This is a genomic window from Streptomyces sp. NPDC051987 (assembly GCF_040680735.1).
GTDB lineage: Bacteria > Actinomycetota > Actinomycetes > Streptomycetales > Streptomycetaceae > Streptomyces.
Genome location: NZ_JBFAXI010000119.1, coordinates 1 through 26,406 on the forward strand (window position 1 = coordinate 1; position 26,406 = coordinate 26,406).

24 protein-coding genes and 1 pseudogene are annotated in these 26,406 nt (G+C 72.9%); 14 read left to right on the forward strand and 11 right to left on the reverse strand.

The window, feature by feature from the left end; genetic code table 11:
- On the reverse strand, positions 1-2,000 hold a 2,000-nt coding region (locus AB0M11_RS36950), incomplete at its 3' end, for a M4 family metallopeptidase (protein ID WP_365712560.1).
- Positions 2,001-2,363: 363 nt separating this feature from the next.
- On the opposite strand from AB0M11_RS36950, the gene AB0M11_RS36955 reads away from it, so the two are divergent.
- The 3 genes from AB0M11_RS36955 to AB0M11_RS36965 all read left to right on the forward strand — a co-directional run bounded on the left by AB0M11_RS36955 (position 2,364) and on the right by AB0M11_RS36965 (position 5,722).
- Entirely contained in the window at positions 2,364-3,014 is a 651-nt protein-coding gene (locus AB0M11_RS36955; RefSeq protein ID WP_365712561.1) for an NADPH-dependent F420 reductase, read from the forward strand.
- A 93-nt stretch (positions 3,015-3,107) separates the two neighbouring features.
- Complete coding sequence (locus tag AB0M11_RS36960) at positions 3,108-4,610, forward strand: metallophosphoesterase (protein ID WP_365712562.1); 1,503 nt, start codon at positions 3,108-3,110, stop codon at positions 4,608-4,610.
- Between the two features lie 77 nt (positions 4,611-4,687).
- Complete coding sequence (locus AB0M11_RS36965) at positions 4,688-5,722, forward strand: LLM class flavin-dependent oxidoreductase (RefSeq protein WP_365712563.1); 1,035 nt, start codon at positions 4,688-4,690, stop codon at positions 5,720-5,722.
- A 1-nt stretch (position 5,723) separates the two neighbouring features.
- Here AB0M11_RS36965 and AB0M11_RS36970 read toward each other — a convergent pair whose 3' ends face one another.
- Positions 5,724-6,683, reverse strand: coding sequence for a TauD/TfdA family dioxygenase (locus tag AB0M11_RS36970; RefSeq protein ID WP_365712564.1), 960 nt, complete (start codon positions 6,681-6,683; stop codon positions 5,724-5,726).
- Positions 6,684-6,982: 299 nt separating this feature from the next.
- Here AB0M11_RS36970 and AB0M11_RS36975 point away from each other — a divergent pair, with 299 nt between their 5' ends.
- Complete coding sequence (locus AB0M11_RS36975; RefSeq protein WP_365712565.1) at positions 6,983-8,194, forward strand: hypothetical protein; 1,212 nt, start codon at positions 6,983-6,985, stop codon at positions 8,192-8,194.
- Here AB0M11_RS36975 and AB0M11_RS36980 read toward each other — a convergent pair.
- A complete protein-coding gene (locus AB0M11_RS36980; RefSeq protein ID WP_365712566.1) occupies positions 8,178-9,995 on the reverse strand; it encodes an asparagine synthase-related protein in 1,818 nt (605 codons plus the stop codon). The genes AB0M11_RS36975 and AB0M11_RS36980 overlap by 17 nt on opposite strands.
- A 1-nt stretch (position 9,996) precedes the next feature.
- Positions 9,997-10,590 carry a lasso peptide biosynthesis B2 protein gene (locus AB0M11_RS36985; RefSeq protein ID WP_365712567.1) on the reverse strand — a complete coding sequence of 198 codons (594 nt, stop codon included), beginning with the start codon at positions 10,588-10,590 and terminating at the stop codon, positions 9,997-9,999.
- 316 nt (positions 10,591-10,906) lie between these two features.
- Between AB0M11_RS36985 and AB0M11_RS36990 the strand changes: the two genes are divergently transcribed.
- On the forward strand, positions 10,907-11,512 hold the full coding sequence (locus tag AB0M11_RS36990; RefSeq protein ID WP_365712568.1) for a DNA polymerase ligase N-terminal domain-containing protein: 606 nt from the start codon (positions 10,907-10,909) through the stop codon (positions 11,510-11,512).
- Between the two features lie 138 nt (positions 11,513-11,650).
- On the forward strand, positions 11,651-12,085 hold the full coding sequence (locus AB0M11_RS36995; protein ID WP_365712569.1) for a cupin domain-containing protein: 435 nt from the start codon (positions 11,651-11,653) through the stop codon (positions 12,083-12,085).
- Positions 12,086-12,105: 20 nt separating this feature from the next.
- Here AB0M11_RS36995 and AB0M11_RS37000 read toward each other — a convergent pair whose 3' ends face one another.
- From AB0M11_RS37000 to AB0M11_RS37010, 3 genes are read right to left on the reverse strand one after another with little or no spacing between them, the layout of a single operon-like run.
- Positions 12,106-14,466 (reverse strand): SpoIIE family protein phosphatase, encoded by a 2,361-nt coding sequence (locus AB0M11_RS37000; RefSeq protein ID WP_365712570.1) that lies wholly within the window; start codon positions 14,464-14,466, stop codon positions 12,106-12,108.
- Between the two features lie 60 nt (positions 14,467-14,526).
- Positions 14,527-14,994 carry a peroxiredoxin gene (locus AB0M11_RS37005; RefSeq protein ID WP_365712571.1) on the reverse strand — a complete coding sequence of 156 codons (468 nt, stop codon included), beginning with the start codon at positions 14,992-14,994 and terminating at the stop codon, positions 14,527-14,529.
- The gene (locus tag AB0M11_RS37010) at positions 14,995-15,372 is read right to left on the reverse strand and encodes a DoxX family protein (protein ID WP_365712572.1); all 378 of its coding nucleotides are present in this window, start codon (positions 15,370-15,372) and stop codon (positions 14,995-14,997) included.
- 402 nt (positions 15,373-15,774) lie between these two features.
- Here AB0M11_RS37010 and AB0M11_RS37015 point away from each other — a divergent pair, with 402 nt between their 5' ends.
- From AB0M11_RS37015 to hemC, 6 genes and pseudogenes are all read left to right on the forward strand, one after another.
- Positions 15,775-16,713 carry an alpha/beta hydrolase fold domain-containing protein gene (locus AB0M11_RS37015; protein ID WP_365712573.1) on the forward strand — a complete coding sequence of 313 codons (939 nt, stop codon included), beginning with the start codon at positions 15,775-15,777 and terminating at the stop codon, positions 16,711-16,713.
- 387 nt (positions 16,714-17,100) lie between these two features.
- Positions 17,101-17,523: an SH3 domain-containing protein gene (locus AB0M11_RS37020; RefSeq protein WP_365712574.1), complete on the forward strand. Its 423-nt coding sequence runs from the start codon at positions 17,101-17,103 to the stop codon at positions 17,521-17,523.
- Between the two features lie 192 nt (positions 17,524-17,715).
- Positions 17,716-18,480, forward strand: a complete 765-nt coding sequence (locus AB0M11_RS37025; RefSeq protein WP_365712575.1) for a DUF2690 domain-containing protein — start codon at positions 17,716-17,718, stop codon at positions 18,478-18,480.
- 84 nt (positions 18,481-18,564) lie between these two features.
- Positions 18,565-18,618, forward strand: a pseudogene (locus tag AB0M11_RS37030) (hypothetical protein); the annotation flags it as partial.
- Between the two features lie 229 nt (positions 18,619-18,847).
- Positions 18,848-19,804, forward strand: a complete 957-nt coding sequence (locus tag AB0M11_RS37035) for an ATP-dependent DNA ligase (protein ID WP_365712585.1) — start codon at positions 18,848-18,850, stop codon at positions 19,802-19,804.
- Between the two features lie 559 nt (positions 19,805-20,363).
- Positions 20,364-21,299 carry a hydroxymethylbilane synthase gene (hemC, locus tag AB0M11_RS37040; protein WP_365712576.1) on the forward strand — a complete coding sequence of 312 codons (936 nt, stop codon included), beginning with the start codon at positions 20,364-20,366 and terminating at the stop codon, positions 21,297-21,299.
- A gap of 97 nt (positions 21,300-21,396) precedes the next feature.
- Here the strand turns inward: hemC and AB0M11_RS37045 are convergent, their stop codons facing one another.
- The 4 genes from AB0M11_RS37045 to AB0M11_RS37060 form a co-directional block, all read right to left on the reverse strand.
- Positions 21,397-21,927, reverse strand: coding sequence for a hypothetical protein (locus AB0M11_RS37045; protein WP_365712578.1), 531 nt, complete (start codon positions 21,925-21,927; stop codon positions 21,397-21,399).
- Between the two features lie 198 nt (positions 21,928-22,125).
- Positions 22,126-22,977, reverse strand: a complete 852-nt coding sequence (locus AB0M11_RS37050; protein WP_365712579.1) for an ABC transporter permease — start codon at positions 22,975-22,977, stop codon at positions 22,126-22,128.
- Complete coding sequence (locus AB0M11_RS37055) at positions 22,937-23,788, reverse strand: ATP-binding cassette domain-containing protein (RefSeq protein WP_365712580.1); 852 nt, start codon at positions 23,786-23,788, stop codon at positions 22,937-22,939. The genes AB0M11_RS37050 and AB0M11_RS37055 overlap by 41 nt, the downstream gene beginning before the upstream one ends.
- Complete coding sequence (locus AB0M11_RS37060; protein WP_365712581.1) at positions 23,785-24,240, reverse strand: MarR family transcriptional regulator; 456 nt, start codon at positions 24,238-24,240, stop codon at positions 23,785-23,787. The genes AB0M11_RS37055 and AB0M11_RS37060 overlap by 4 nt, the downstream gene beginning before the upstream one ends.
- Positions 24,241-24,468: 228 nt before the next feature.
- Here AB0M11_RS37060 and AB0M11_RS37065 point away from each other — a divergent pair, with 228 nt between their 5' ends.
- A complete protein-coding gene (locus AB0M11_RS37065; protein ID WP_365712582.1) occupies positions 24,469-25,260 on the forward strand; it encodes an RNA polymerase sigma factor SigF in 792 nt (263 codons plus the stop codon).
- A gap of 214 nt (positions 25,261-25,474) precedes the next feature.
- Complete coding sequence (locus tag AB0M11_RS37070) at positions 25,475-26,290, forward strand: VOC family protein (protein WP_365712583.1); 816 nt, start codon at positions 25,475-25,477, stop codon at positions 26,288-26,290.
- Positions 26,291-26,406 lie beyond the last annotated feature (116 nt).

Consider the following 26,406-nt stretch of genomic DNA (forward strand, 5'->3'; position numbering starts at 1 on the left):
CAGGTGGTGTTGCCCGACTCGAAGCCCGGGTTGCCCAGCAGCTGGGACGAACTGCAGGTGCCGCCGCCGCTGGTGCTGACCGTCCAGGTGAAGGACGCGGTGCCGGAGGCGCCGGTGGAGTCGGTCACCGTGACGGTCGTGCTGTAGGTTCCCGCCGTCGTGGGCGTGCCCGTGATGGCGCCGGTCGAGCTGTTGATCGACAGGCCGGTCGGCAGTCCGGTCGCCGCGTAGGTCAGCGAGCCGCTGTTGGTGCTGCTCGCCGAGACCTGCAGGCTCACCGCGGTGCCCACGGTCGAGGACTGGCTGCCCGGGTTGGTCACCGTGACACCCGACGTGGGCACCGTGATGTGGCTGCCGACGTTGATGCCGGCGAACGCGTTGCCGACGCCCGCGTACTGGGTGGAGCTGGTGCCGTACAGCGCGGCGGCCGCGTTCAGGGCGGCGGTGCGGGCGGCGGCGTAGTTGGTGCTGGACGTCATGTACGTCGTCAGCGCCTTGTACCAGATCTGCAGGGCCGCGGCCCGGCCGATGCCGGCGACGGCGACGCCGTCGGAGGTGGGGCTGTTGTAGGTGACGCCGTTGATGGTCTTGCTGCCGCTGCCCTCGGACAGCAGGTAGAACATGTGGTTCGCCGGGCCCGAGGAGTAGTGCACGTCGAGGTTGCCGACCCCGGAGTACCAGCTGTCCGCCGACGAGCCGTCCTTGCTGGGCTTGTCCATGTACCGCAGCGGCGTGCCGTCGCCGTTGATGTCGATCTTCTCGCCGATGAGGTAGTCACCGACGTCGGAGGAGTTGTTGGCATAGAACTCCACGCCGGTGCCGAAGATGTCGCTGGTCGCCTCGTTCAGCCCGCCCGACTCGCCGGTGTAGTCGAGACCGGCGGTGTTCGAGGTGACGCCGTGGCTCATCTCGTGGCCCGCCACGTCGAGGGAGGTCAGGGCGTGGGTGCCGCCGGAGCCGTCGCCGTAGGTCATGCAGAAACAGGAGTCGTCCCAGAAGGCGTTGACGTAGTTGCTGCTGTAGTGGACGCGGGAGTAGGCCGCGACACCGTCGTTCTTGATGCCGCTGCGCCCGAAGGTGTTCTTGTAGAAGTCCCAGGTCATCTGGGCGCCGTAGGCCGCGTCGGCGCCGGCGGTCTGGGTGTTGGAGCCGGATCCGGTGCCCCAGACGTCGTCGGAGTCGGTCATCAGGGTGCCGGTGCCCGACGTGCCGTTGTTGAGGTTGTACGTCTTGTGGCCGCCGCGCGTGGTGTCGTACAGCTGGTACGTCGAACCCGACAGCGTGGTGTTCAGGGTGACCGTGCCGCTGTACTGGGTGTTGCCGGTGCCCGTCTGGACGGCCTGGTAGCGGTAGAGCTCCTTGCCGGTGGTGGCGTCCGTGACGACGTGCAGCTTGCTGGGCGTGCCGTCGTCCTGGAAGCCGCCGATCACGGTCTCCCAGGCGAGCTTCGGGGTGCCGCTGCCGGCCCAGATCACCTTGCGGGCGCTGTCCGCGACGGGTTGCCGCGCGTCAAGGGCCTTCGCGGTCTTGAGCGCCTTGGTCTGGGCGGCGGACTTGCTGTAGGCCGCGCTGACGGTGGGGACCGTGAGGGTGTGCTTGTTGTTGAAGGTCGTGCTCACGGTTCCGGCTGCGAGGGAGGCGGGCGGGGTGTGCACGATCAGGTCGCCGCCGAGGACCGGCAGGCCGGCGTAGGTGCGCTCGTAACGGGTGTGCACGGTGCCGTCGTTGTCCTTGACGACGTCCTTGACGACCAGCTTCTCCTTGGCGCCGAGACCGAGGGTGCGGGCGGTCGCCGCGGTCTTCTGCTGGGCACTCCTGAGCAGCGCGGTGTGCTGGGCGGGGGTCAGCTTCGCCTCCAGGCCGCCGGTGCGCACGGGGCTGGGGTGGGGGGCGGCAGGCTGGGCGGTCGCCGGGAGCGACTGGATGCCGACGGCGAGGAACGCCGCGGTGGAGACCAGGGCGGCGCCTACCGTGGCGCGTCCGTGGGGAAGACGTCTCACTCGTACTCCTCCTGCTGCGGCCGCCGGGTCGCGGCCGGTGACAGACCGGGCAGACGGGTGTGCTGTCCGGGACGAGCTGAGCTGTGCGGGAACCGGGGATCCGGGACCGGGTACGCGGTCCGTGATCCGGGGACACGCCCTGGGGGAAGCGTGCGTGCAGCGAGGATTCCAGCCTTGACCCGCGCATGTCAGCCACGGCGAGGTCATTCGAGGGTTTTCCCTATGCACGGCCCGCCGGTCACCTTCGGTCACCAGAGCGAGCCGTGTCCGGCGGACCGATCTATCCTGTTCGGGCGGAGTGTGACAGTGCCGGGTCCGCGGACCGACCGGCGGCGGCTCCCGTCCCATGGAAGGGGCTCTCCCATGCGGGTCTTCATCGTCGGCACAGGCAACATGGCGGGCGGTATCGCCACCCGGGCCCTGGCGGGGGGCCACACCGTCCGGCTGGTCGGCACGGATCCCGCCAAGGCCGCCACCCTGGCCGACGCGCTGGGCAGGCGGACACCGGGGGCGGACGTGGCGCCCGCCGTGCCCGACGCGGTGGGGGCGGCGGACGTGGTGGTGCTGGCCGTACCGTTCGACGCGGCCAAGGAGGTCGTGACCGAGTACGGGGACCGGCTCGCCGGGAAGACCGTCGTCGACATCTCCAATCCGGTGGACTTCTCGACCTTCGACTCGCTCACGGTGCCCGCGGACAGCTCCGGCGCCCAGCAGGTCGCCGAGGCGGCCGCGCCGGGCACGCACGTGGTGAAGGCGTTCAACACCACGTTCGCCGGTGCGCTGGTCGCGGGCGAGGTGGGCGGGCTGCCACTGGACGTGTTCATCGCCGGCGACAACGCGGCGGCCCGCGACCAGGTCACCGAACTGGTCTCCTCCGGCGGCCTCAACCCGGTGGTCGTCGGCGGACTGCGCCACGCCCGCGAACTGGAGGGCATGCAGCTGCTGCACATGGCCCTGCAGACGCGGCCCGGGGGGCACGGCTGGATGAGCGCGATCAAGATCGTCGCCCCCTGAGGCCCGCGCGCGGTACCCGGGGGCCGTCCAGGTCCGCGGCCCCCGCCGAACCCCCTTTTCCCAGCCCCCCGTTGATCGTTGTACGGTTCGCACGTGTCGCACTCCTCACGCGAAACCGCGGAAGGCGCCGGCTGGGGCGAGGCCGAGCGCGGCGCCTATCGCCGGCTGATGCCGGACCACGTCGAGAAGCTGTTCTGGTTCAACCCGAAGACCATGTGGGCCGCCCGCAACGGGGTCCTGGCGTCGTGGTTCGGCGACCCAACGGGCCGTACCCGCAGCCGTTGGGTGGCACAGCGGGAGGCCGCCGGGGCCCCCGCCGACAAGGTGATCCGGCGTCATGAGGCGGACTCCTTCTCGTTCATGGTGATCGGCGACACCGGCGAGGGCGACGCCTCGCAGTACGCCGTCGTGCCGGGCTTCCTGAAGGCCGGTCAGGGCACCGACTTCGCGGTGATCGCGAGCGACGTGATCTATCCGGTCGGGGCCACCGACGACTACGGCACCAAGTTCTTTCGCCCGTACCAGGACTACCCGGCGCCGATCTACGCGGTTCCCGGCAACCACGACTGGTACGAGGACCTCGGCGCCTTCATGCGCGTCTTCTGCGACGACGCCCCGCCGCTCACGGCCGAGCCGCGGGGGCGCCCGCTCACCCGCGCCTGGTGGCGCGCCCTGCTCTGGCACCGCCCGCGCCCTGCCGACGAGCGGCTCCTGGCCGCGGGACGGAAGCTGCGGTCGGCGCCGGAGCAGACGGCGGTGCAGCCGGGGCCCTACTGGGCCATCGACGCCGGGCCGGTCCGGATCGTCGGCATCGACACCGGTCTGCTCGGCACCGTCGACGCCGGGCAGGGCGCCTGGCTGCGGGAGGTGTCCCAGGGGCCGCGTCCCAAGATCCTCGTCACGGGCTCCCCGCTGTACGTGGACGGCGAGCACCACCCGTGCCCGATCGAGGGCGGCGGCACGGTCGACGACATCGTCCGTGATCCGGCCCACCACTACGTGGCGGCCATCGGCGGCGACATCCACAACTACCAGCGTTACCCCGTCGACGTGGGCGGCCGCACCGTCCAGTACGTGGTCGCGGGTGGCGGCGGGGCGTTCATGCACGCCACCCACACCATCCCGCCGGTGTCGGTCGCGAACGTCACCGAGGACGAGTTCCGCTGCTACCCGCTGCGCGGCGACTCCCTGGCCTTCTACAGCCGGCTCTACGGCCGCCGGCTGCGGCTCCCCCGTCTGTTCACCCTCTCCGAGGCGGAGGCGACGGCGGTGATCTCCGAGCGCCTGGGCATCAGGCCGGGCCGTACCCCCGCCCCGGACACCCGGGTCACCCGACGCGCCCGCCTGGTCGCGACGCTGCTGGGCGCCGGCAGCCGCCCGGACCGCGGCCCGCGCTTCCGGCTGCCCGTGAAGAAGATCTACGCCCAGCTGTTCTCCCCCGGCTCGGCCACCTACAGCCCGCCCTTCTTCAAGTGCTTCCTGCGCCTGGACGTCAGCCCGGAGGCGGTCCGGCTGCGCTGTTTCGGCGCCACCGGGAAGCGCCCGCAGGAACTGGACCCACCGGTCGAGGACGAGATCACCATCCCGCTGACCTGACCCGCAGCGGATCACACTCCCGCAATGTTCGGGTGACACAATCGGGGCAGAACTGACGTACGACCGCTGGAGGATCCGTGCCGTCCACCCCCCGCCCGTTGCGCAGACTGGGCTTCCTCACCATCGGCCTGTTCGACGCCGCGGATCCGGGCCGGGGGCACGAGTCCACGCTGGAGATCATCGAGCTGGGCGAGCGCCTGGGCTTCGACAGCGCGTGGGTGCGCCACCGGCACCTCCAGTACGGCATCTCGTCGCCGGTCGCCGTCCTGGCCGCGGCTTCACAGCGCACCAGCCGGATCGAGCTCGGCACCGCGGTGATCCCGCTCGGCTGGGAGAACCCGCTGCGGCTCGCCGAGGACCTGGCGACCGTCGACCTGCTGTCCGGCGGCCGCCTCAACCCCGGGGTGAGCGTGGGCCCGCCCATGCACTACGAGCAGGTCAAGGAGGCCCTCTACCCGGACACGGCCGACGTCGAGGACTTCAGCTACGAGCGGGTGCGGCGGCTGCTGGACTTCGTCCGGGGCAAGCCGGCCACCGACTTCAGCGGGGTGGAGGGCTTCGAGGTGTTCTCCGACGTCGTCCAGCCGCACTCCCCCGGGCTGGGCCGGCGCCTCTGGTACGGCGGCGGCAGCCTGGGCTCGGCGCGCTGGGCGGGCGAGCACGGCATGAACTTCCTGACCAGCAGCGTCGTACGGGCCGCCGACGCGGCGGACGGGCACGACTTCGCGGAGATCCAGCTCTCGCACATCCGCGAGTTCCGCGCCCACCACCCGGACGGCGACGCGGCCCGGGTCTCCCAGGGCCTGGTCGTCATCCCCACCGATTCCGCCACGCCCGAGCAGCGCGCCAAGTACGAGGCGTACGCGGCCAAGCGGCTGCCCCGCACCGCGGCCCCGCAGGGCCCGGCCCGGCTGCTGTTCGCGCCGGACATCGTCGGCACCTCGGCGGAGATCGTCGAGCGGTTGCACGCGCACGCCGGGTTCCGCGAGGTGGACGAGGTGGCGTTCGCGCTGCCGTTCACGTTCGAGCACGAGGACTACGTCCAGATCCTCACCGACATGGCGACCCACCTGGGCCCGGCGCTCGGCTGGCGGCCCGCGGCCGGCGCCTGAGTCACCAGCGGCGTACCTCCGTGCCGGTCACCGGCTCCGACGGCTTGCCGTCCACCCCGACCGGCACCTCGCCGTGCAGCATCACCCGGTGCATGACGCGGGGGAAGCCGAGGTGGGCGTTGTCGCTCGGGGCGAGGTGGATGGTGGCCCTGTTGTCCCAGAAGGCGACGCTGCCGGGTTCCCAGCGGAAGCGGACCGTGTACTCGGGCCGCACCGCCTGTTCGAGCAGCATCTCCAGGAGCGCGGCGCTCTCCGGGCGGGAGACGCCCGCGATCTGCTCGACGTAGTAGCCGTTGACGTACAGCACCCGCTCGCCGCTCTCCGGGTGCACGCGCACCAGCGGGTGCACCGAGGCCACCTGGTGGTCCAGGAGGTGACGCAGATACGCGTCGTCACCGGGGCGGGGCTGGTAGCCGACGCCGAGGCGGTGCTCGGCGCGCAGGCCGTCGACGAAGGCGCGCACGGGCGCGGAGAGCCCCGCATAGGCGGCGGCCAGGTTCGACCAGGTGGTGTCGCCGCCGTGGGGCGGGACGGTCTCGGCCCGCAGGATGGTCGCGGCGGGCGGGTCGATCCTGGCGCCGTGGTCGCAGTGCCAGCCGCGCAGCAGGGTGTGCCGGCGCCGCCGGAGCCACTCCTCGTGCTCCATCCCGAAGCGGCCGCCCAGCTCCAGCCGGTCGGCGGTGGTCTCCACCTCGGGGACATCCGCCGGCGAGGCACCGCCGCGCCGGCCGAGCACGACCGGTTCGCCGAAGCGGCGGGCGAAGGCGACGTGCCCGGCGTGGTCGAGCCGCTGGTCGCGGAAGAAGACGACCTTCCAGCGCAGCACGGCCTCCCGGATCAGGGCGACCACGGCGTCGTCGAGCGCCCCGCCGAGGTCGACGCCGGTGATCTCCGCACCGGTGTACCCGGCGACGGGCCGTACCTCGACCGCCCGCGCTCCCGTCCTGCTGTCCGTCGTCATGTGCGCTCCGCTGATCGTCGGTACCGGCCAGTGGAGAGGTACCCCGGCGGGCGGTGCGGTGATGCACCGGGCGTTGCGGCATCCGGAGGCACTCGGCTGGCGACCGGACGCGAGGTCCCGGACGATGATCACGAACTCCCTGACGACAGGCCCGCCGTCCTGCCGTGGTCCGCGAAGGAGGCTTCCGTGAAAGCCGTTGGCACAGGCCGGCAGGGGGCCGTGTGAACCTCCGCAAGAACGCGCGGGACGCCTCGCGTGAGCGGGCGCAACGGGCCCTGGCGCACAACGGAGGGTCACGCGTGCCCCTGGTGTCCGTCCTGCTGGTCCTCCTGCTGACGACGGCGGTGCTGGGCTATTTCGGTGTCGGGGACCTGACCAGCGCCTTCACCTTCCCCGGTCGCCTGACCGGTGCGGTACTCGTCGTGGTCGCCTTCGTGTCGTTCCTGGGCGCCGTCGCGCTCGTGGACCACTGGCTGTTCCGGACCTTCGCCAACTCCGGCACGGTGGCCCTGGTCGGTGCGTTCGCCGCCCTCGTGGCCAATCTGACGCTGTTCCTCGAACTGCTGTACAACGCCGACTCGGTCCTCTGGAAGGCGTTCTTCGGTGCCCTCGCGGGGGGTTCGGCGTGGGCCGTCTACACCGTGTGGCGGACCCTGGCCGCGATTCCCGCGCCGAAGCGGGTGGCCACGGCACTGATCGTCACCACCGCCATCGCCGCGGGAAACTTCGGCTACCAGAATCTCTACCTGCCCTCCCAGCACGAGATCAGGCCCGTCATCAGGCTGACGACGGGGAATCCGGTGCCGAGTCCCGACCGAAAGGCGTTTTCCGTACCGGTCGACATCACCCTGGAAAACCACAGTGATCTGAGTTTCGACGTACTCGGCACCGAATTCCACGCCATGGCGCAGAAGGTGCCGCTGGCCCAGCCGGACCGGCTCCGCGAACAATGGCGAGCCACTGCCAAGCAGTGGAGAAAGTTCGAGGAGACGAATCCCCTGTCACGCACAGAGATCTACGAGCCCGGTGAACTGGTCGACGCCCAGCCGTGGATGCGCTACGGAGCCTCGATCGACGCGAACGACACGGTCAACGCCCGAGTCGTCGTGCAACTGCCCAAGGACACGGCGTACGACCAGGTGGCCTTCTACGCCAGCGCCCACCTCACGCGCAAGGACCGCGTGGCCCTCGACCACCTCACCCCCAAACCGGCGTTCATGAGCTGGGCGGGTGGACGTGTGCCCGACTGGCTGAAGAAAGAGGGTTCTGATTCCCTCATCTATGGGTGCCCCCTTCGTGAGAACAACGCGATCGACGCGGAAACGAGGGACACCCGGCAGCTCACCGTCTACTGGAATTTCGGCGCCCACGGCGTGAGCATCTCGGAGACCGTCTCCAAGGAACACGGCAAGGACGAGCCCGATCAGGTGACAACGAGCCGCTACGGCATCCGCGTGGTCGAAACAGGACCCGTGGAACGCACCCTGTGGGACGTCAAGAACCGGCGGTGACCGGCACGTCCGCCCCGGGTTCCGCGGCGGGCCGTTCCGGCAGCCGCTCCAGCCAGGCCACCAGCGCCAGCGAGCTGTTCACGCGGTCCCAGGCGTACGAGTCGCCGATGCCCCACTGCGCCTCCCGCACCGCGCGGCACAGCGTGTCCACGTCGAACATCTCACCGACCAGCGGATGCCGTGCGGAGCGGCAGAGGTCGACCAGTTCGTCGCCGTGGGCCCGCAGGCCGCGGACGTAGAGCTCGTTGAAGGGGATCTTGGCCGTTCGGCCGTGTATCCGGGGCGGGAGCAGGTCGGCCATGGCCTCGCGCAGCACCCTCTTCGGGGGGCCGGCCGGGAACGCGGCCGCCGCGGACACGCGCCGCATCGTCGCCACCACCTCCGGGTCGAGGAAGGGGTGCGAGAGGAAGAACCCGTTCCGCGGTGCGCAGCGCCAGGACAAGGGGTCGGGTGCGGCGAGGTAGTTGGCCGCGTCATAGAGCGACTGCTCCGGCCGGTGCCCGAACACGAAGCGGCTCTCGGCGAGGCCGGCCGCCCGGTAACCGTGGGCCCGCGCGAATCCGGGTCGCAGCCAGGGCGGCCGGGTGAAGGGGCCGAGCCCGCCGAGTACGGCTCCGTGGTGAGCGAGCCTCGTGAACCGCTCGGTCGCGAGCGGAAACGTCGGCCGCAGCACATGCGCGCCGACGATCTCACGGACACCCCGTTCGCCGGCCGCGGCCAGGGCTCGTGCCTGCCTGGACAGCTCGCGGAGCCTGCCGGAGCGGGCGAGCCGGTGCAGGTGCAGCGGGTTGGTGTCGACGACCGGATCGGCTCCGCAGCCGGTGAGGAGGATGTCGCAGCCCAGGTCCGCCGCGGCGGTGTGCAGCCGGGTCCAGAACGGGGCGCGGAAGGCATGTGCGTGGGGTTCGTCCGAGTCGCCCGCGTGGTGCTCGAAGTCATCGAAGTCGGACACGTCGTCGGCCTCGACGACCACCGGGCGGGCGGTCGGCGCGAGCCGGCGGACCGCGTCCACGGCCTCCGTGAGGTACGGCCGCTCCCCGGCCAGTTCCCCCTCGTCGAAACGTCCGGCGAGCAGGACCAGGTCCGCGTCGGGGCCCTCGCCGTCGTCGAGCAGGCGGGCCGCGAGCAGCGCGACGCTGGTGGAGTCGGTGCCGCCGGAGACATGGCAGGCGGTCGTCCCGCCGAGGCGGCGACCGACGGCCCGCTCCAGGGCTCGACGCAGATCCTGCCCGTCCTCGCCGGGACGGAGGGCGCCGGGCGGTGCCGCCGGGTCGTCGGTCCGACGGCCCCGGACCACCGGCCGACCGCTCAGCCGCCCGGTCACGGAGAGTTCCACCACCTCGCCGCCGAGGACCCGGTGCACCCCGGCGAACGGGGTCAGCCGGACGTGCGGTTGGGCCATGTTCCCGGTCAGGTACCGGCAGAAGTACCGGCGTTCCAGCTCGGCCGTACCGCCCAGCGCCCGCGCCGAGGTGCTCACGGCGGTCACGCGGCCGCCGGACTCCCTGAAGAACAGGGGGACGCGCGCCTGTTCGTCCCGCATCAGCAGCACGCGGTCCCGGTACACCAGCACCGCCGCGAAGTCGCCCGGCGGCAGCGGCGGTTCGGCTCCGGGACGGCCGAAGGCGTCGAGGAGGGCGCGAGCGCCCGCCCGCCGGTCCCGGACGGACCCGGCCCAGCCGACGACCGCCGCGGTGCCGCCCGGCGCGGACACCGTGGTCACGAGTCCCTGGCGCACCATGGACTCGGCGGTCCAGAGCCGCGCCGCGTCCCCGGACCATGCGAGCCGGAGCGCTTCCATCTCAGTGGTTTCCGCAGCCGATCGAGAGAACCGGCGTGAAGACGTGGCCTCGTGGGTCGGCGGCGGGAACGCACAGCCCGGCCGCCGACGTCCAGGCGTGCAGGGCGAACGGGTGCTCCCGCACGCCGACCTGCAGTGCGGCCTCGAAGCCGCGCCGTCGCAGCAGGACGAAGGCCGTCACGGCCGCCGCCTTGCAGTCGTCGTCGGTGAACCAGCTTCGGCTGCTGTGCGACTGGATCGCTCGTTTCAGCGCGGCCACGTCCTGGGGGGCAGGGGCGTCCGCGCGAGCGTAGCCGGGGGCGGCCAACGGCAGCAGCCGCAGGACCCGTCCGAAGCCCAGCGTGCGGATCAGCAGGTGGACGCCGCGCAGCCAGATCCCGATCTCGCGGTCGCCGTAGACCTTTCGGCGCGCGGGCGCGCAGCCGGCGCGGACGAGACCGGAGACGAGTTCCGCGCGTTTCTCGCTGTCGCCGTCGGCGAGCGTCCGCACGTCGGCCGTGGTCATGCCGAGAAAGCGCGTCCGTCTCCAGTCGGCGATGAGGGCCCCGCCGGACAGCCTGGTGACGCGGCAGTGCGGGGAAAGGATGCGCGTCATGGCCACGAGGGCATCGGTGTCCTCTTCCACCGCGCCTCCTCCCGTGTCACAGGTGCGGGCGCGTCAGGACTGGTAGCCGTGACCGTCGTAGTCGCCGCCGCTGAAACCCCGGATCAGACGGCCGTCGCCCAGCAGGACGAGGCCGTGCGGCATACGCCGTCGCAGGAATCGGATCAACATCGTCCACCTCCGGAGCCCGGTAGAACTGATCATGTCAAGGCTACCCCGCCCCTCACGCCTCGCAACCGAGAGGCACGGCCGATCGGGAGGGGCTCCGCCGGGTACTCGGGGCGCACGACCGAGGGAAGGATCCGTGGTGAGCAGCGACGACCGGTTGCGCACGTACCGTGACAAGCGTGACTTCGGGCGGACCCGGGAGCCCTCGGGGCGGGCGGGGGCGGCCGGTGACCGGCTCCGCTTCGTGGTGCAGATCCATGACGCGCGCCGGATGCACTTCGACTTCCGGCTGCAGGTGGACGACGTCCTGAAGTCCTGGTCGGTCCCGAAGGGGCCGTCCGCCGACCCCGGGGACAAGCGCCTGGCCGTGCCGACCGAGGACCACCCGCTGGCGTACGAGGACTTCGAGGGGGTGATCCCGAAGGGCGAGTACGGCGGCGGCACCGTGATCGTGTGGGACCGCGGCTGGTACGAGCCGCTCAGCCACGACCGCCGGGGGCGCCCGGTCGCTTTCGGGGAGTCGCTGGAGCGCGGGCACGCCACCTTCCGGCTGCACGGCTGCAAACTGCACGGCGAGTACGCCCTGACCCGGTTCCGGGGCAGTGCCGGGGACGACGCCTGGCTGCTGGTGAAGAAGGGCACCGGGCGCTTGGACGGGCGTGGCACGCCCGACCCCCGGCGGGCCCGTTCGGTGCGCTCCGGCCGGACCCTCGCCCAGGTCGCGGCGGACGCGGCCGAGGAGTGAGGGCGGTGCCCCGCTTCGGCGACCCGCCGGGCAACCCGGCCCGCGGTCAGGCGGATTGAGCCGTTCCTGCCACGGGCCGCCCCGCGGGGGCCTATGTTCGCGAAGGTACTCGATCTTCGGTTCAGGAGGCCCCCACTCATGCGCACCGCGCTCCGTACCGTCATGGCCGGGGCGGTGGCCGCTGGCACTCTGCTGACCTGCGGCACCGCCTATGCCACCCCTGCGGGACCCGGCGTGACCGGCAGGGTGATCAGCCAGACCACCATCGGCGACACCGACTACGTCCTGCGGGAGATCACCGTCCCGCCCGGCCAGACCACCGGCTGGCATTACCACGACGGCCCGGTCTACGGATACGTCCAGCAGGGCACGTTGACCCACTTCCACTCCGACTGCAAGGAGGACGGCCTCTACCACCGGGGCGGCACGGTGTACGAGTCGGGCGGTCCGGACGATGTGCATCTGGGCGCCAACCTGGGCGACACCGACCTGGTCCTGGACGTGCTGTACGTCCTGCCGCACGGCTCCCCGTACGCCGAGTCGGTGCCGAACCCGGGCTGCGACTTCGAGTAGACCGGTCCCGGTCCGCCGGGTCACTCGTCGGCGACCGGCAACGCGCCGTCGGGCAGCGGTTGTTCGGCCCAGATGGTCTTGCCGCTGCCCGTCTGTCTGCTGCCCCAGCGCTGGGTGAGCTGGGCGACGAGGAGCAGGCCCCGGCCGCCCTCGTCGTAGGCGTGCGCCCGGCGGAGGTGCGGTGAGGTGGAACTGCCGTCGGAGACCTCGCAGATGAGCGCGCGGTCGCGGATCAGCCGTAGCCGGACGGGCGGTTCGCCGTAGCGGATGGCGTTGGTGACGAGTTCGCTGACGACGAGTTCGGTGACGAAGGCGGCCTCGTCCAGGCCCCAGGCGGCGAGCTGTTCGGTGGCCGCCTGCCGCAGGCGCGCCACCGCGGCCGGGTCGGGCGGCACGTCCCAGGTGGCGACCCGGTCGGCGCCGAGGGCGCGGGTGCGCACCAGCAGCAGGGCGACGTCGTCGGAGGGCTGTTGCGGCATGACGGTCTTGAGCACGTTGTCGCTGAGGGTCTCCAGGGAGGCGGCGGGCACGCTCAGCGCACCGCACAGCTCCTCGGTGGCGCGGTCCACGTCCCGCTCGCGGTCCTCGATCAGGCCGTCCGTGTAGAAGGCGACGACGGCTCCCTCGGGCAGTTCGAGTTCCGCCGCCTCGAAGGGCAGGCCGCCGACACCGAGCGGCGGACCGGCGGTCATCGGGATCAGCTCGGCCCGGCCGCCCGGCAGCACCACCGCGGGCGCCAGGTGCCCGGCGGCGGCCAGGCTGAGCCGCCGGGAGACCGGGTCGTAGACGGCGTAGAGGCAGGTGGCGCCCAGCTCGGCGACCTCCTCGCCGGAACCGTCCGCGGCGAGGTGGGTGACCAGGTCGTCGAGGTGCGTGAGGAGCTCGTCGGGGGGCAGGTCCACGTCCGCGAGGGTGCGTACGGCGGTGCGCAGGCGTCCCATGGTGGCGGAGGAGCGGATGCCGTGGCCGACGACGTCGCCGACCACCAGGCCGACCCGGCTGCCGGAGAGCGGGATGACGTCGAACCAGTCGCCGCCGATGCCCGCCAGTGATCCGCTGGGCAGGTAGCGGTGCGCCACTTCGACGGCGGACTGGCCGGGCAGGCCGCTGGGCAGCAGGCTGTGCTGGAGGGCGAGGGCGGTGGAGCGCTCGCGCGCGAACCGGCGGGCGTTGTCGATGCAGACTGCGGCGCGGCTGGCGAGTTCCTCGGCGAAGACGATGTCGTCGGTGGTGTACTCGTCGGGATGGCGGATGCGCACGCCCACGACGACGCCCAGCAGGACGCCCCGGGCCTGCAGCGGGACCGCGATCATGGAGTGGACGCCCGTGCGGTGGGCCCGGCCCTCGGGCGCGCGGGCGTTGCGCTCGTCGACCCAGCGGTGGAACTCGGGCTCGCCGGCCTGGGCGACCACCGCCCGCCGCTCCCGCAGCGCCCGCGCCGGCGGGGACATCGCCAGGTGCACCTCGGCCTCGCCCAGGCGTACGGCGGCCTCGGGGGTGCCGTCGGTCGCGGAGCCGTGGGCGACCCGGCGCAGCGAGATGTCGCCCTCCGGCACGGTGAGGGGCTCCTCGTCGCCGAGGACCCAGTCGAGGAGGTCGACGCTGGCGAAGTCGGCGTAGCGGGGGACGAGGAGTTCGACGAGTTCGTCGGCGGTGCGCACCACGTCGAGGGTGGTGCCGATGGCGGTGGCCGCCTCGTTGAGGAGGGTGAGGCGGAGCCGGGCCAGGTACTGGTCGGTGCTGTCGAAGGCGGCCAGGGCGACGGCGGTCAACTCGCCGTCGGCATCCCGCAGGGGCCACATCTCGATGCTCCAGGCGTGCTCCCGGTTCAGGGCCGGGGCGCCGGTGAAGCTCTCGTAGCGGGTGGGCCGGCCGGTCTCGACGACCTGCCGCAGGTGGCTCAGGAAGCCCTCGCTGTGCGGGGCCTCCTCGACGGTGTCCAGGAAGAAGCGGCCGATCAGGGCCTCCTCGGGGACGCCCATGACCTGGCAGGCGGCGGCGTTGGAGCGGAGGTAGCGCTGCTGGACGTCGAAGACCGACATCGACATGGAGGCCTGCTGGAAGGCCTGGCCTGCCAGGGTGGGGTCGGCCGGCCGGGGCGGGTCGGCGGTGAGCACGTGGCCGGTGGTCTCGCCGTCGGGGCCGAGGACCGGGCAGGCGGTCAGGGTGATCCGCGTGCGGCTCCCGTCGGCACGGCGCACCGTGACGGCTCCGGCGTGGGCGGCCAGCACCCGGGCGGGGACCGCCTCGGCGAGGAGGTCGGCGGCGGGCCTGCCGACGACCTCCTGCGCCCGGTGTCCGGTGAGCGCCCGCGCGCCCTCGCTCCAGCCCGTCACGCGGCCCAGGGCGTCGATGATCACCGTGGCGGCGACACGCTCCATACGCCCCAGGATGGGACCTGTGCCCCGGTGCATCAAGCGCTGACCGGGCGGTCCGCCCGCTCAGCCCTGGTGGGCGCGGAGGGCGGCCAGCGCCCGGTCGGCGTGGGTGTTCATGCGCAGTTCGCTGCGGACGACCTCCAGGACGGTGCGGTCCTGGGCGATCACGAAGGTGGCCCGCTTGGTCGGGGCGAGCGAGAAGCCCCGCTTGACGCCGAACAGCTCGCGCACGGCGCCGTCCGCGTCGGAGAGGAGCGGCATGCCGAGCGTGTGCTTCCCGGAGAACTCCTGCTGGCGTTCCACGCTGTCCCCGCTGATGCCGACGGGGCGGGCGCCGGCGACCGCGAATTCGGCCGCCAGGTCCCGGAAGTGGCAGGCCTCGGCGGTGCAGCCGGGCGACAGGGCGGCCGGGTAGAAGAACAGCACCACCGGACCGTCGGCCAGCAGCTCCGTGAGGGTCCGCGTGGTACCGGTCTCGTCCGGGAGCGCGAAGTCCTGGACCTTGCCGCCGACCTCTACCGTCGTCGCCATCTATCGGCCTTCCTCGTCACGTGCGACACCGCGGGCCCACAGCACCAGGGGGATCTGGAGCGGCAGCCGGGCGAGGGCCGCGGTTCTGAGCGGCTCGGGCCGCTTCTGCCAGTCGACGGCCATCTGCACGTTGGCCGGAAACACGCCCACGAAGAAGGCGGCGGCCGCGCGGGCCGTCGCCGCGCGGGTGCGCGGCAGGGCGATGCCCGCCGCCAGGGCCAGCTCCACGGCCCCGCTGCCGTACGTCCACGCTCTCGGTGATCCCGGGAGGGCCCGGGGGATCGTCGCGTCGAACGACTTCGGCGCCGCGAAGTGCGCCACGCCGGCCGCGGCCAGCAGTCCCGCGAGCAGCAGGGGTGAACGTTCGGACCGGCCCACGCAGCCTCCTCTGACGACCTTCGCCGGATACTACCGGGCGGTACGACCCCCTCCCCCACGGGGTCCGCGACCCGCATCCCCTGCTTCCGCAGCCGCCTGGCGGCGACGTGTCCGACGCGGCCTCGGCGAGCACATGACCGAGGGAGCCCGGTTCGCCGCGTGCGTGGCCGCGCTCAAGGACACGGAACCGCCCGTGACACCGCCCGGACACGGGCCCCCCGCAGCTGCCCTCCGCGCGGCCAGGACGGGCCGGGCCGGCACCCGCGCCGACCGCCGCGGGTCTTGACACCACGAACGGAGAGCGGGTTATCGTCACCCGGCGATCAGCAGGATTCCTGTTGATCGGCCCGTCGCCCCGGCGGATGCCGCCGCACCGCGCGCGCCCCTCCTGATCGGAGCCGTATGTCCCTTCTGGCCCGCCCTTCGGTCGCCGCCCTCGCCGCGAAGTCCATGCAGCGGCTGACCCTGCTCGCGAGCAGACGTGCGAGCGGCCCCGGCTCCGACGCCGCCGCGCACGCCCGCTTCCCCGAGTTCCCGCGCACCGTGCGGACGCTGACCGTCCCGACGTCCGTCGCCCCGGCCCGCGCCACCGTCTACCTGCCGCCCGCCACGGCCCCCGCTCCCCCGGTGCACGTCAACTTCCACGGCGGCGGTTACGTCATGTCGCTCACCGAACTCGACGACCCGCTCTGCCGTTTCCTGGCCGCCGAGGCCGGGGTGGCCGTGGTCAACGTCGACTACGTGGTGGCCCCGCAGCATCCCTTCCCGGCCGCGCCGCACCAGGCCTACGAGGTGGTCCGCTGGGTCGTCGGCCATGCGGCCGAACAGGGCTGGGACGCCACCCGGCTGACCGTCGGCGGGCAGAGCGCCGGCGGCGGGCTCGCGGCGGCGGTGGCCCGGCAGGCACTGACGCAGGGCGGCCCCTCGATCGCCCTCCAGGTCCTCCACTATCCCCCGCTGGACCTGGCGACGAGCGCCACGGACAAGCGGGCCGCCGTCGCCCGGCCGGTGCTGCGGCCCTGGATGGCCGAGGTGTTCGACACCGCGTACGTCCCGGAGCCGAAGAACCGCACCGATCCGCTGGTGTCCCCCGCCCATCCGTCCGACACGGCCGACCTGACCGGGATCGCCCCGGCACTGGTGATCACGGCCGAGTACGACCTGCTCAGGGCGGAGGGCGAGCGGTATGCCGCGCGGCTCGGGGATGCGGGGGCCCTGGTGGAGCACCACCAGGTGCCGGGGGCGGACCACGGATACGACGGCACGGACGACGCGCGGGCGCGGGAGGTCTACGCGCTCATCGCGCGCCGTGTACGCGAGGCGCACGGGCGCGGCGCCTGAGAGCTGGGCGTGCGCTGCCTGCGGCGACCGGCCGCCGGCGCGGGGCCGGTCGCGCCCACGCGGTGGACGGCGGGGCGCCCCGTCGCGAGCGGTTCGACGCCACCTGCGTCCCGCTCCCGTCCCCCGCCCGTTCCGCAACGCCGGCCACACCCCGCCACGGATCCCGCGGGTGCGGTCGCCGGGGTACGTCACGCGATCCTTCACCGCCATGGGGAAGGACGGCCGAGCACCTGCCGGCGCAGGACCGGACGGGCTGAAGGCGGAGCGCCCTGGGACGTCCCAGCCGTCCCAGGGCACGCGGGAACGACATGGCCCGGGTGCGGCACGGAAACGCTCCGACTCGTGATCACGCTTCGTGGTCACGAGCACGACAGCACGGAGGTTTCCATGTCCCGTCGGATCCTGAAGAACGGCCTGCTGGCCACGGTCGCGGTGTTCGCGTTCCTGCCCACGCTGGGGGCCGCCACCGCGAGCGCGGCCACCCCGGTCCCCGCGCCCCAGGGAATCGTGCAGTACTACAACTACACCGTCCTGCCCGCGCCGGCGGCGCACCGCCCCCAGCACAGGCACTACACCTACCGCGCGGTGGGCCGGGTGACCACGCACCGTGTCCGGCTCAACGTCCGCTCGGGCCCGAGCACCCGCTACCGCGTGGTGAGCCACCGCCACAGCAACCGCCTCGTCCCTCTGGCCTGCAGGACGTACGGCGGCTCGGTGCGCGGCAACCACACCTGGTACCGGCTCCCGCACCACCAGGGGTACGTCTCCGCCCGCTACGTCCGGGTCGGCCACGCCGTCCGGTGGTGCTGACGGGCCCGCACCGCCGTACCCCCTGACCGTCGAGGCCTGTTCGGGAACCCCGCCCCCGAACGGGCCTTCGACATGCCCCCTCGATTCACCCTCTTCACACCAGTTCGCCGATTGCGGGACCGGTCCGGATGGGAAGCCATCCCGACAACAGGGGCGAAACGCCCATAGCGTATTGAAGTCGAGGCACGCGACATGCCGCACTCCGAAGGAGCGAGGACCACCCCACCGGACGAGTCGCCGGCGGCGAGGCTGCGCGAACTGAAGGAGCGTACGGGCCTGAGCCTCGCGGCGCTGGCCGCCCGCACCCCGTACAGCAAGTCCGCCTGGCACCGGTACCTCTCCGGCGACAAGCGCCCGCCGCGTGCGGCGGTGGAGGCCCTGGCCCGGCTCGCGGGCGCCGATCCGGCGGCCGTGCTGGCGCTGTGCGAGGCCGCGCAGCGGCCGCCTGCCGCCGAACCGCTCCAGGAGGGCCCGCCGGCCAGGCAGCGGTGGCGGCTGCCGCTGACCGCGCTCGCGCTGCTCGCCGTGGCCGGGGTGACGGCGGCGGCCATGACCGTCTCCGACCGGCGCGGCGCCCCGGGCGCGCAGCCGGTCTCGGCGGCGCCGCGCTGTCATGGCCGGTCCTGCCAGGGCGAGTTGCCGGACGCGTCGGCGTGCGACCGGGACGCGCGGACCAAGAGCCGGGTCACGGGCGTCGCCTACGACGTACGGCTGCGCTGGTCCCCCGCCTGCGGCACCGTCTGGTCCGAGGTGCGGCTGCACGCGCCGCACGCCCGGGAGGTCTCCGTCCGGGCCGGGCAGGACGTGCTCTCGGCGAGCTACCCCGCCGAGGACTCCGTCGGTTACACCAGCCCGATGCTCGCGGTGCCGGCACCCCGGGGCGTGGAGGCGTGCGCGGAGGTCGGGGGACAGCTGGCCTGCACCGGGCTGGACGCGGAGCCGGCCGGCGAGCAGTAGGAATTCCTGGCCACCCCCGCCCCGGGCGCCCGGCTCGCCGCTCCCGAGCGGCCGCGGGTGCTCACCGCGCGGGAGCGCGAGGTCATGGCGCCGGCGGCCCAGGGCCGCTCCGACGAGGAGGTCGCAGAAGAACTGTTCGCCTCCCCGCTGACCGTGCGCACCCACGTCCACCGGGCGATGACCAAGCTGGACACCCGCGAACCGGGCCCAACTCGTGGTGACGGCCTACCAGTCGGGGCTGGCGCAGCCCCCGCCGCGGGTGCCGGACGCCTGAGGCCTGTTCGGGCGAACCCGTGCCGCGGGGCGCGTGCGGCGGCCGCCACCGGTCCACATCTCCTGGGTGACCGCCCTGCCGCTGATCCCGCCCATGCTCGCCACCCCCGGCCGGCTGCCGCCCGCCGCACAGGACGCCCGCTGGGCCTACGAGACCAAGCAGGACGGCCAGCGGGTGGTCGTCTACCTGCCGGGCGACGGCAGCGTGCTGCTGCGCGCCCGCTCCGGCGAGGAGATCACCGCCGCCTACCCGGAACTCCGCCCGCTGGCGCGGGCACTGGGCCGGACCCCGGCGATCCTGGACGGCGAGGTGCTGGCCGTCGACGAACACGGCCGCGCCGACTTCCAGTTGCTGCAGAGCCGGATGGGCCTTGCCCACGCCCCGGCCCGCGCCGCCCGGATGGCGGCGCGGGTGCCGGTCCACCTGGTGCTGTTCGACGTGCTGCTCCTGGGCGACCCGCTGCTGACCACGGCGTACGCGGACCGCCGAGGCCGCCTGGAGTCCCTGTCCCTGAACGGCCCCTACTGGTCGACGCCGCGGGCCGTCGTCGGGCACGGCGCCGAGGCGCTGCGGGCGACCCGGGAGCACGGCCTGGAGGGCCTGGTCTGCAAACGCCTGGACTCGGTGTACGAGCCGGGGGTGCGGTCCCGCGCCTGGATCAAGATCCGGAACATGCGGGCCGAGGACGTGATCGTCGGCGGCTGGCTGCCGGGCCGGGGACGGCTGTCCGGGCTGCCGGGCGCGGTGCTGGTCGGGCAGCGGTCCGCGGAGGGGCGACTGCGGTACGTCGGCGGGGTGGGCACCGGCTGGAGCGCGGCGGAGCGGACCGAACTGGCCGCGCTGCTGGCGGCCGCCGCGACCGGCTCGTGCCCCTTCGACCCGGCACCGGCCGTCCGGAACGCCCGCTGGGTGCTGCCCCGGCTGGTCGGCGAGGTCAGCTACAGCACCCGGACCCGGGCCGGCCTCCTGCGCCAGCCGTCCTGGCTGCGGCTCCGCCCGGACCTCACACCGGAGGACTCCGCCGCCGACCTGCCCCCGGAACACCCCTGACACACGCCACCGGCGTCACCGCCGACTCCGGCGGCGGCATCGACTCAGGCGTCCGCTCCGGCTCCACCTTCCGCCCCGACGCCAAGTCCGGCATCCGCTCTCGCCGCGGCTTCCGCCCCGGCGCCAAGTCCGGCATCCGCTCTCGCCGCGGCTTCCGCCCCGGCGCCAAGTCCGGCATCCGCTCTCGCCGCGGCTTCCGCCCCGGCGCCAAGTCCGGCATCCGATCCGGCCGCGGCTTCCGCCCCGGCGCCAAGTCCGGCATCCGATCCGGCCGCGGCTTCCGCCCCGGCGTCAAGTTCGGCTTCCGTTCAGGCTTCGGCTTGCGGTGCGGCGTCAGCGTCGGGTCAGGCTCCTGTTTCCGCTTCGGCGTCAGTTGGCGCTTCGTCGGCCTTGCCGTGTCGGTCTCGTCCGGCGCGCGCACTGCAGGCCCCGGCCATGGGGAGCGCGGGATGCCGGTCTGGATTTCCTGCGGCCGGGAGGGCCGGCACCGCCGTTGCCGTGGGCGGCGGCCGACAGGATGTCGGAATCCTCGGGCGGACGGAAGGTCTATCGTGTCCCCATGTCGGTCCCCGAGTTGATCCGCATCGTCTCCCGCGACTCACCGATGGCACTCGCCCAGGTGGCCCGGGTCCGGGCCGAGCTGGCCGCGCTGCATCCGCAGGTGCGCACCGAGGTCGTCCCCGTGAAGACCACCGGCGACAAGTGGCTCGGCGATCTCTCCGAGGTCGAGGGCAAGGGCGCGTTCACCAAGGAGGTGGACGCCGCGCTGCTGGCCGGTGCGGCCGATCTCGCCGTGCACTGTGTGAAGGACGTGCCCGCCGACCGGCCGCTGCCCGCCGGGACGGTGTTCGCGGCGTTCCTGAAGCGGGACGACATCCGCGACGCCCTCGTCCATCCGGGCGGGCTGACCCTGGACGAGCTGCCGCCGGGCACCCGGATCGGCACCTCCGCGGTACGCCGGATCGCCCAGCTGTCGGCCACGCATCCGCATCTGGAGTGCGTGCCCTTCCGGGGCAACGCCAACCGGCGGCTGGAGAAGCTCGCCGCCGGTGAGGCGGACGCGCTGCTGCTCGCGCTGTCCGGCCTGGAGCGCATCGGTCGTACGGACGTGATCACCGAGGTGCTGGACCCGGAGACGATGATGCCGCCGATCGGCGCGGGCATCCTCGCCCTGCAGTGCCGGGAGGGCGACACCGAGCTGATCGACGTGGTCAGCGGGCTCGGTGACCCGGCGACCCACCGGGAGGCCACCGCCGAGCGGATGTTCCTGCACGTGCTGCAGGGGCACTGCAACAGCCCGATCGCGGGCTACGCCCGGGTCGACGGCGGCGGTGAACTGTCGCTGCGCGCCTGCGTGTTCACCCCGGACGGCAAGACCCGGCTGAACGCCCACGAGTGGGCGGGCCGCCTGGACCCGGCCACGCTCGGCACGTCGGTCGCCGTGGCCCTGCTGCGGCAGGGCGCCCGCGAGATCATCGACGGCATCCCGCACTAGGCGCTGCGCCGGCAGGACCGGGACCTGTCGGCTGTCGGCCGCGGCGCCGTCGTGGCCGCTCGCGCGGTTCCCCGCGCCCCTTGAGGGGCGCTGTCGCTCAGGGAGTGGTGGGGCCCGGTTCCGTCTGGTCCTTGAGGAAGGCGGTCACCTGGTGGGACAGACTGCCGGGGCCGGCGGCCTGGCAGGGGGCGGCGGCGGTCGACTCCAGTACGCCGATGCCGCCCGCCCACAGCCGGCGCTCCGTCCATTCCTCGTCGACCCGTAGCTGGACCTGGATGTCCACCTGGGCGAGGGCAGCCTCGGGACCGGCGGCGAAGAGGACGGCGGTGGCGCGGCGCAGCGGGTAGACGTCGAAGCCCTCGATGAACTGGGAGTTGCGCCAGTCGATGAAGGCGCCCTCCCCGTCGGGGCCGACCCGGACGTCGATCTGGCCGTCCTCCAGCTGCACACCGACGTGGCGGCTGCCGCGGTTCTCGATGGTCACCCGGACGCTGAAGTACGTCAGCCCGGCCGCGGCGTCGTCCCGGCCGCGCGGCGGCTCGGACTCCTCCAGGCGGTGGACGCGGACCCGCAGACCGGCATGCTCCTCGTACTCGTGCCAGTCCCCGACCACGTTCGGCTCGTACACAGTGCCCCTCTCGACCCACGCTGTTTATCTGTGCCCTCAGCGCACTGTCAAATGAGCGGAATGCACTGTGGCCAGGGGGTTCGCCCGCTTTGATCACTGATCAAGCGTTGCGCAGCGGTTATCCCGCCCCGGGGGTCCGGGGCGGGTCGCGGTCGCGTGCCGCACATCACGTCGGCACGCGTCCCGCCGGCGGCGGCGTCAGCGGGCCAGGCGGCCGAGCAGCGAGGAGGCCGCGGTGATGCCGAGGGCGGCGGCGACCGCCAGCACGCCGAAGTCGAGGCCGAGGTGGGCGGGCGTGCCGAGCAGCAGGCCGCGCAGGGCGTCGACCTGGTAGCTCAGCGGGTTGATCCTGCTGACCACCTGGAGCCAGCCCGGCATGATCGCCACGGGGTAGAGGGCGTTGGAGCCGAAGAACAGCGGCATGGTGATCGCCTGCCCGATGCCCATCAGCCGGTCCCGGCTGAGGACGATGCCGGCGATGCTCATCGACAGGCAGGAGAAGAAGGCCGAGGCCAGGACGACGGCCAGCGCGACGCCGAGGAGTCTCAGCGGGTTCCAGGTGAGCGACACCCCGAGGATCGCGGCGATGACGATCACCACGACGGCCTGGATCAGGGACTTGACGCCGGCCGCGAAGGCCTTGCCGGTGATGAGGGCCGAGCGGGGGGTGGGGGTGACGAGGAGCTTGTTGAGGATGCCGGCGTCGCGCTCCCAGATGATCTGGATGCCGTAGAAGATGGCGATGAACATCGCGGACTGGGCGATGATGCCGGGCGCCAGATAGTCGATGTAGGGGATGCCGCCGGTGGGTATCGCCCGGATCCGGGTGAAGGTCTGGCCGAAGATCAGCAGCCACAGGGCGGGCTGGACGGCGCGGGTGTAGAGCTCGGTACGGTCGTGGCGGAGCTTCTGCAGCTCCACCGCGCACATGGCGACCACTCTGGCGGGCAGCAGCCGCCAGCCGGAGCGCGGCTTGGGCGGGGTCAGCAGCAGGGACGTGCCCGTGGGCTCAGCCGACACGGTTGGCGGTGCGGCGGGTGCTTCGGACATCGCGGAAACCTCCTGACCGGTCGTCGAGGCCGCTGCCGGCCACGTCACGGAAGACGTCTTCGAGGGTGGGCAGGGTGTCGGTGCCCTGGCGTTCGGCCAGGGCGCGCCTGAGTTCGGCAGGGGTGCCGAGGGCGCGGATCCGGCCGCGGTGCATCAGGCCGACCCGGTCGCAGTGCTGGTCGGCCTCGTCCATGTAGTGGGTGGTGACCAGGACGGTCATGCCGGTGGCCGCCCGCACGGAGTTGATCTGGTCCCACACGGAGGTGCGGGCGATCGGGTCGAGGCCGATGGTCGGCTCGTCGAGGATCAGCAGCCGGGGCGCGCTGACCAGCGCCTGGGCCAGTTCGAGGCGGCGGACCATGCCACCGGAGTAGGTGCCGGCGAGCCGGTCGGCGGCGTCGGTGAGGTCGACCGCCGCCAGCGCCTCGGCGACCCGCGCGGCCCGTTCGCGCCGGGGGACGTCGAAGACGCGGGCGAACAGCTCGACGTTCTCGCGTCCGGTGAGCCCGCTGTCGGCGGACAGCTGCTGCGGGACGTAGCCGAGCAGCCGGCGCACGGCCATCCGGTCCTTGCCGGTGTCGTGGCCGAAGACGCGGACCATCCCGGCGGGGACGGGCAGCAGGGTGGTGATGCAGCGGATGGCGGTGGTCTTGCCCGCGCCGTTGGGGCCCAGCAGGCCGAAGGCCTCGCCCTCGGCGACGGCCAGGTCGAGTCCGTCGACGGCCCTGGTGTCTCCGAAGGAGTAGGACAGCCCCGTGCAGGCGACGGCGACGGGGTCCTGCGCGGTGTCCGGCGCGGTGTCCGGCGTCATGATTCCTCGGCCTCCTCGTGCAGGGTGTCGGCCAGCCTGCGCAGCGCGGGGAGCGCCGCCCTCAGCGCCTCCCGGTCCGCCTCGGCCAGCCGGGCGAGCTGGTCGGTGACGAGTTCCGCGCGGCGGCGGTGCCAGTCCGCGAGCCGCTTCTCGGCGTCGTCGGTGAGCAGCAGCCGGGCGGCCCGCCGATCCGCCGGGTCCGTCTCCCGGCGCAGGTAGCCGTCCCTGACGAGCTGGTTGACCAGGGTCGACACCGAGTTGCTCGCCAGGTACAGCTCCTTGGCCGCGTCCGAGATGCCGATCCCCGGCCGGGACTCGACCAGCCGCAGCAGTTCCACCTCGGCGCCGCGCAGCCGCGGCAGGACCAGCCCGCGGCGCAGCCGGCGGCGGATCAGCCGCTGGATGCCGACCAACGCGTCGGCGAGTTCCTCCGCAAAGGTCTGCGATGTCACATCCGAAAGATTACCTCTGCTACAGAGATATCACCAGACCACCCGGCGCTTTATGCACCTTTTGTTTGGTTATAAGCCATTCGGGGAATACGACGGTCAGTGCTTCGGACCGGAGGCACGTGCGTGGGAGCCGGCGTCGACCAGCCGCCCCCGTGTTCTCCCGAGGGTCCGAGCGCGTTTCTCCCACGGTGTCCTTCCAGCAGCACCTTGCCTAGGGAGGTGCGCGCGATGCGTGCCACCTGCACACCGAAGTCCCATCCGCACGACGACGCCCCTGACACGGCCCGGGACTTCGTGCGGCTGGCCGAGCTCCCCGAAGGCCCCGCGCGCCGGGCACTGCGCGACCAGTTGGTCGAGATGTGGCTGCCCATGGCCGAGCGGATCGCCGTGCGCTTCCGCGGCCGCGGGGAGACCCTGGAGGACCTCTACCAGGTCGCCGCGCTGGGGCTGGTGAAGGCCGTCGACCACTACGACCCGGCACGCGGCCGGGCCTTCGAGGCCTACGCCGTGCCGACCATCACCGGCGAGATCAAACGCCACTTCCGCGACCACATGTGGACCCTGCACGTGCCGCGCCGGGTCCAGGAGCTGCGCAACCGGGTCCGTCTCGCCCTCAAGGAACTGGGCCAGACGACGGCGGGGAGCGCCCCCACGGTCGCCGAGATCGCCGCACGGGCCCAGCTGACCGAGAGCGAGGTGCGGGCCGGGATGGAGGCCCTGGAGTGCTACTCGGCACTGTCGCTGGACGCCCAGGTGCCCGGTGGCGACGGCTACGTCCTCGGCGACACCCTGGGCGGCCCGGACCCCGCCTACGACCTGATCGTCGACCGCACGGCCGCGGAACCCTGCCTGCAGGGGCTGCCCGAGCGCGACCGGCTCATCCTCTATCTGCGGTTCTTCCGAGGGATGACGCAGAGCCGGATCGCCGAACAGCTGGGCATCTCGCAGATGCACGTGTCCCGCCTGCTCAGTGCCTGTTTCGAGCGGCTGCGCGAGGAACTGCTGGCCGAGGGCGGCTGAGGCTCACCCGGCGGACTGTGCGCCGGGGTCCCTGAGCTGGTCGACCTCTTTCTGCAGGTGGAGGATCCGGTCCGGTTCCCTCTCGCCCATTCGTCCGTCGTGTCACTCGTATGGCTCGGCGCCGCCGGGGTACTCGGCAGGCATTCCCACCGCTTCCGGTTGGAGACTGGTGGCAGACCGGTTTCCCCGGCCCCGACACCAGGACGCGAGTGCCATGAACGACGACACGCCTCCCCCCGGACCCGCGCAGAAGAAGCGCTCGGTGCTCTCCACGCACTCGGTCTTCGGCGCCCCGTGCTGGGTGAGCCTGACCAGCCGCGACCTGCAGACGACCGAGGACTTCTACAGCGCCGTGCTCGGCTGGCGCTGGCGCAGTGTCCGGCTGGGCGACCACTTCCGGATCGCGCTGGCCGACGGCGTGCCGGTGGCGGGCATCGCCGCGGTCGCCTCGATGTGGCAAATGGCGGTGGCCTGGACGCCGTACTTCGCCGTACCGGACGCGGACGAGGCGGTGTCCCGGGCCCGTGAGCGCGGCGGCACCCCCGCGGTGGGGCCGCTGTCCTTCCCGCCCGGCCGGGCAGCACTGATCGCCGACCGGGACGGCGCCGTCTTCGGCATCTGGGAGGGGGAGCTGATCTCCAACTGGGAGACCTGGCGGCAGGCCGCTCCGACCTTCATCCGCCTGCACACCCGCAACGCCTTCGACTCCGCGATGTTCTACGGCGAGGTCCTCGGATGGGCCTCCGACCGGCCCGGCTGCTGCGAGGTCGAGTACGTCGGCGGCGAGGTCGTGCTGCGCAGCCGGGGCGATGCCGTGGCCCGCATCGACTCGGGCGCGGTGGAGGCGGCGCCGGATCCGTCGGTACGGCCGCACTGGCAGATCCACTTCGCGGTCGCCGATGTCGCCGAGTGCGCGCGGGCCGCCGAGAAGCACGGCGGCAGCGTGCTGAGCGAGGACGACACCGAGGCGATCCTGCGGGATCCGGACGGGGCGCAGTTCACGGTGACCATGTCACGCGGGTTGCGCTGAGCGTTCCGGGGGCGGCGCCGCCGTTGCCGGGTGCGGGTGCGTGGGGTTGCTCGCGCAGTTCCCCGCGCCCCTTTCAGGGGCGTCAGGCTCACCGCCCCTTCAGGGGCGCGGGGAAC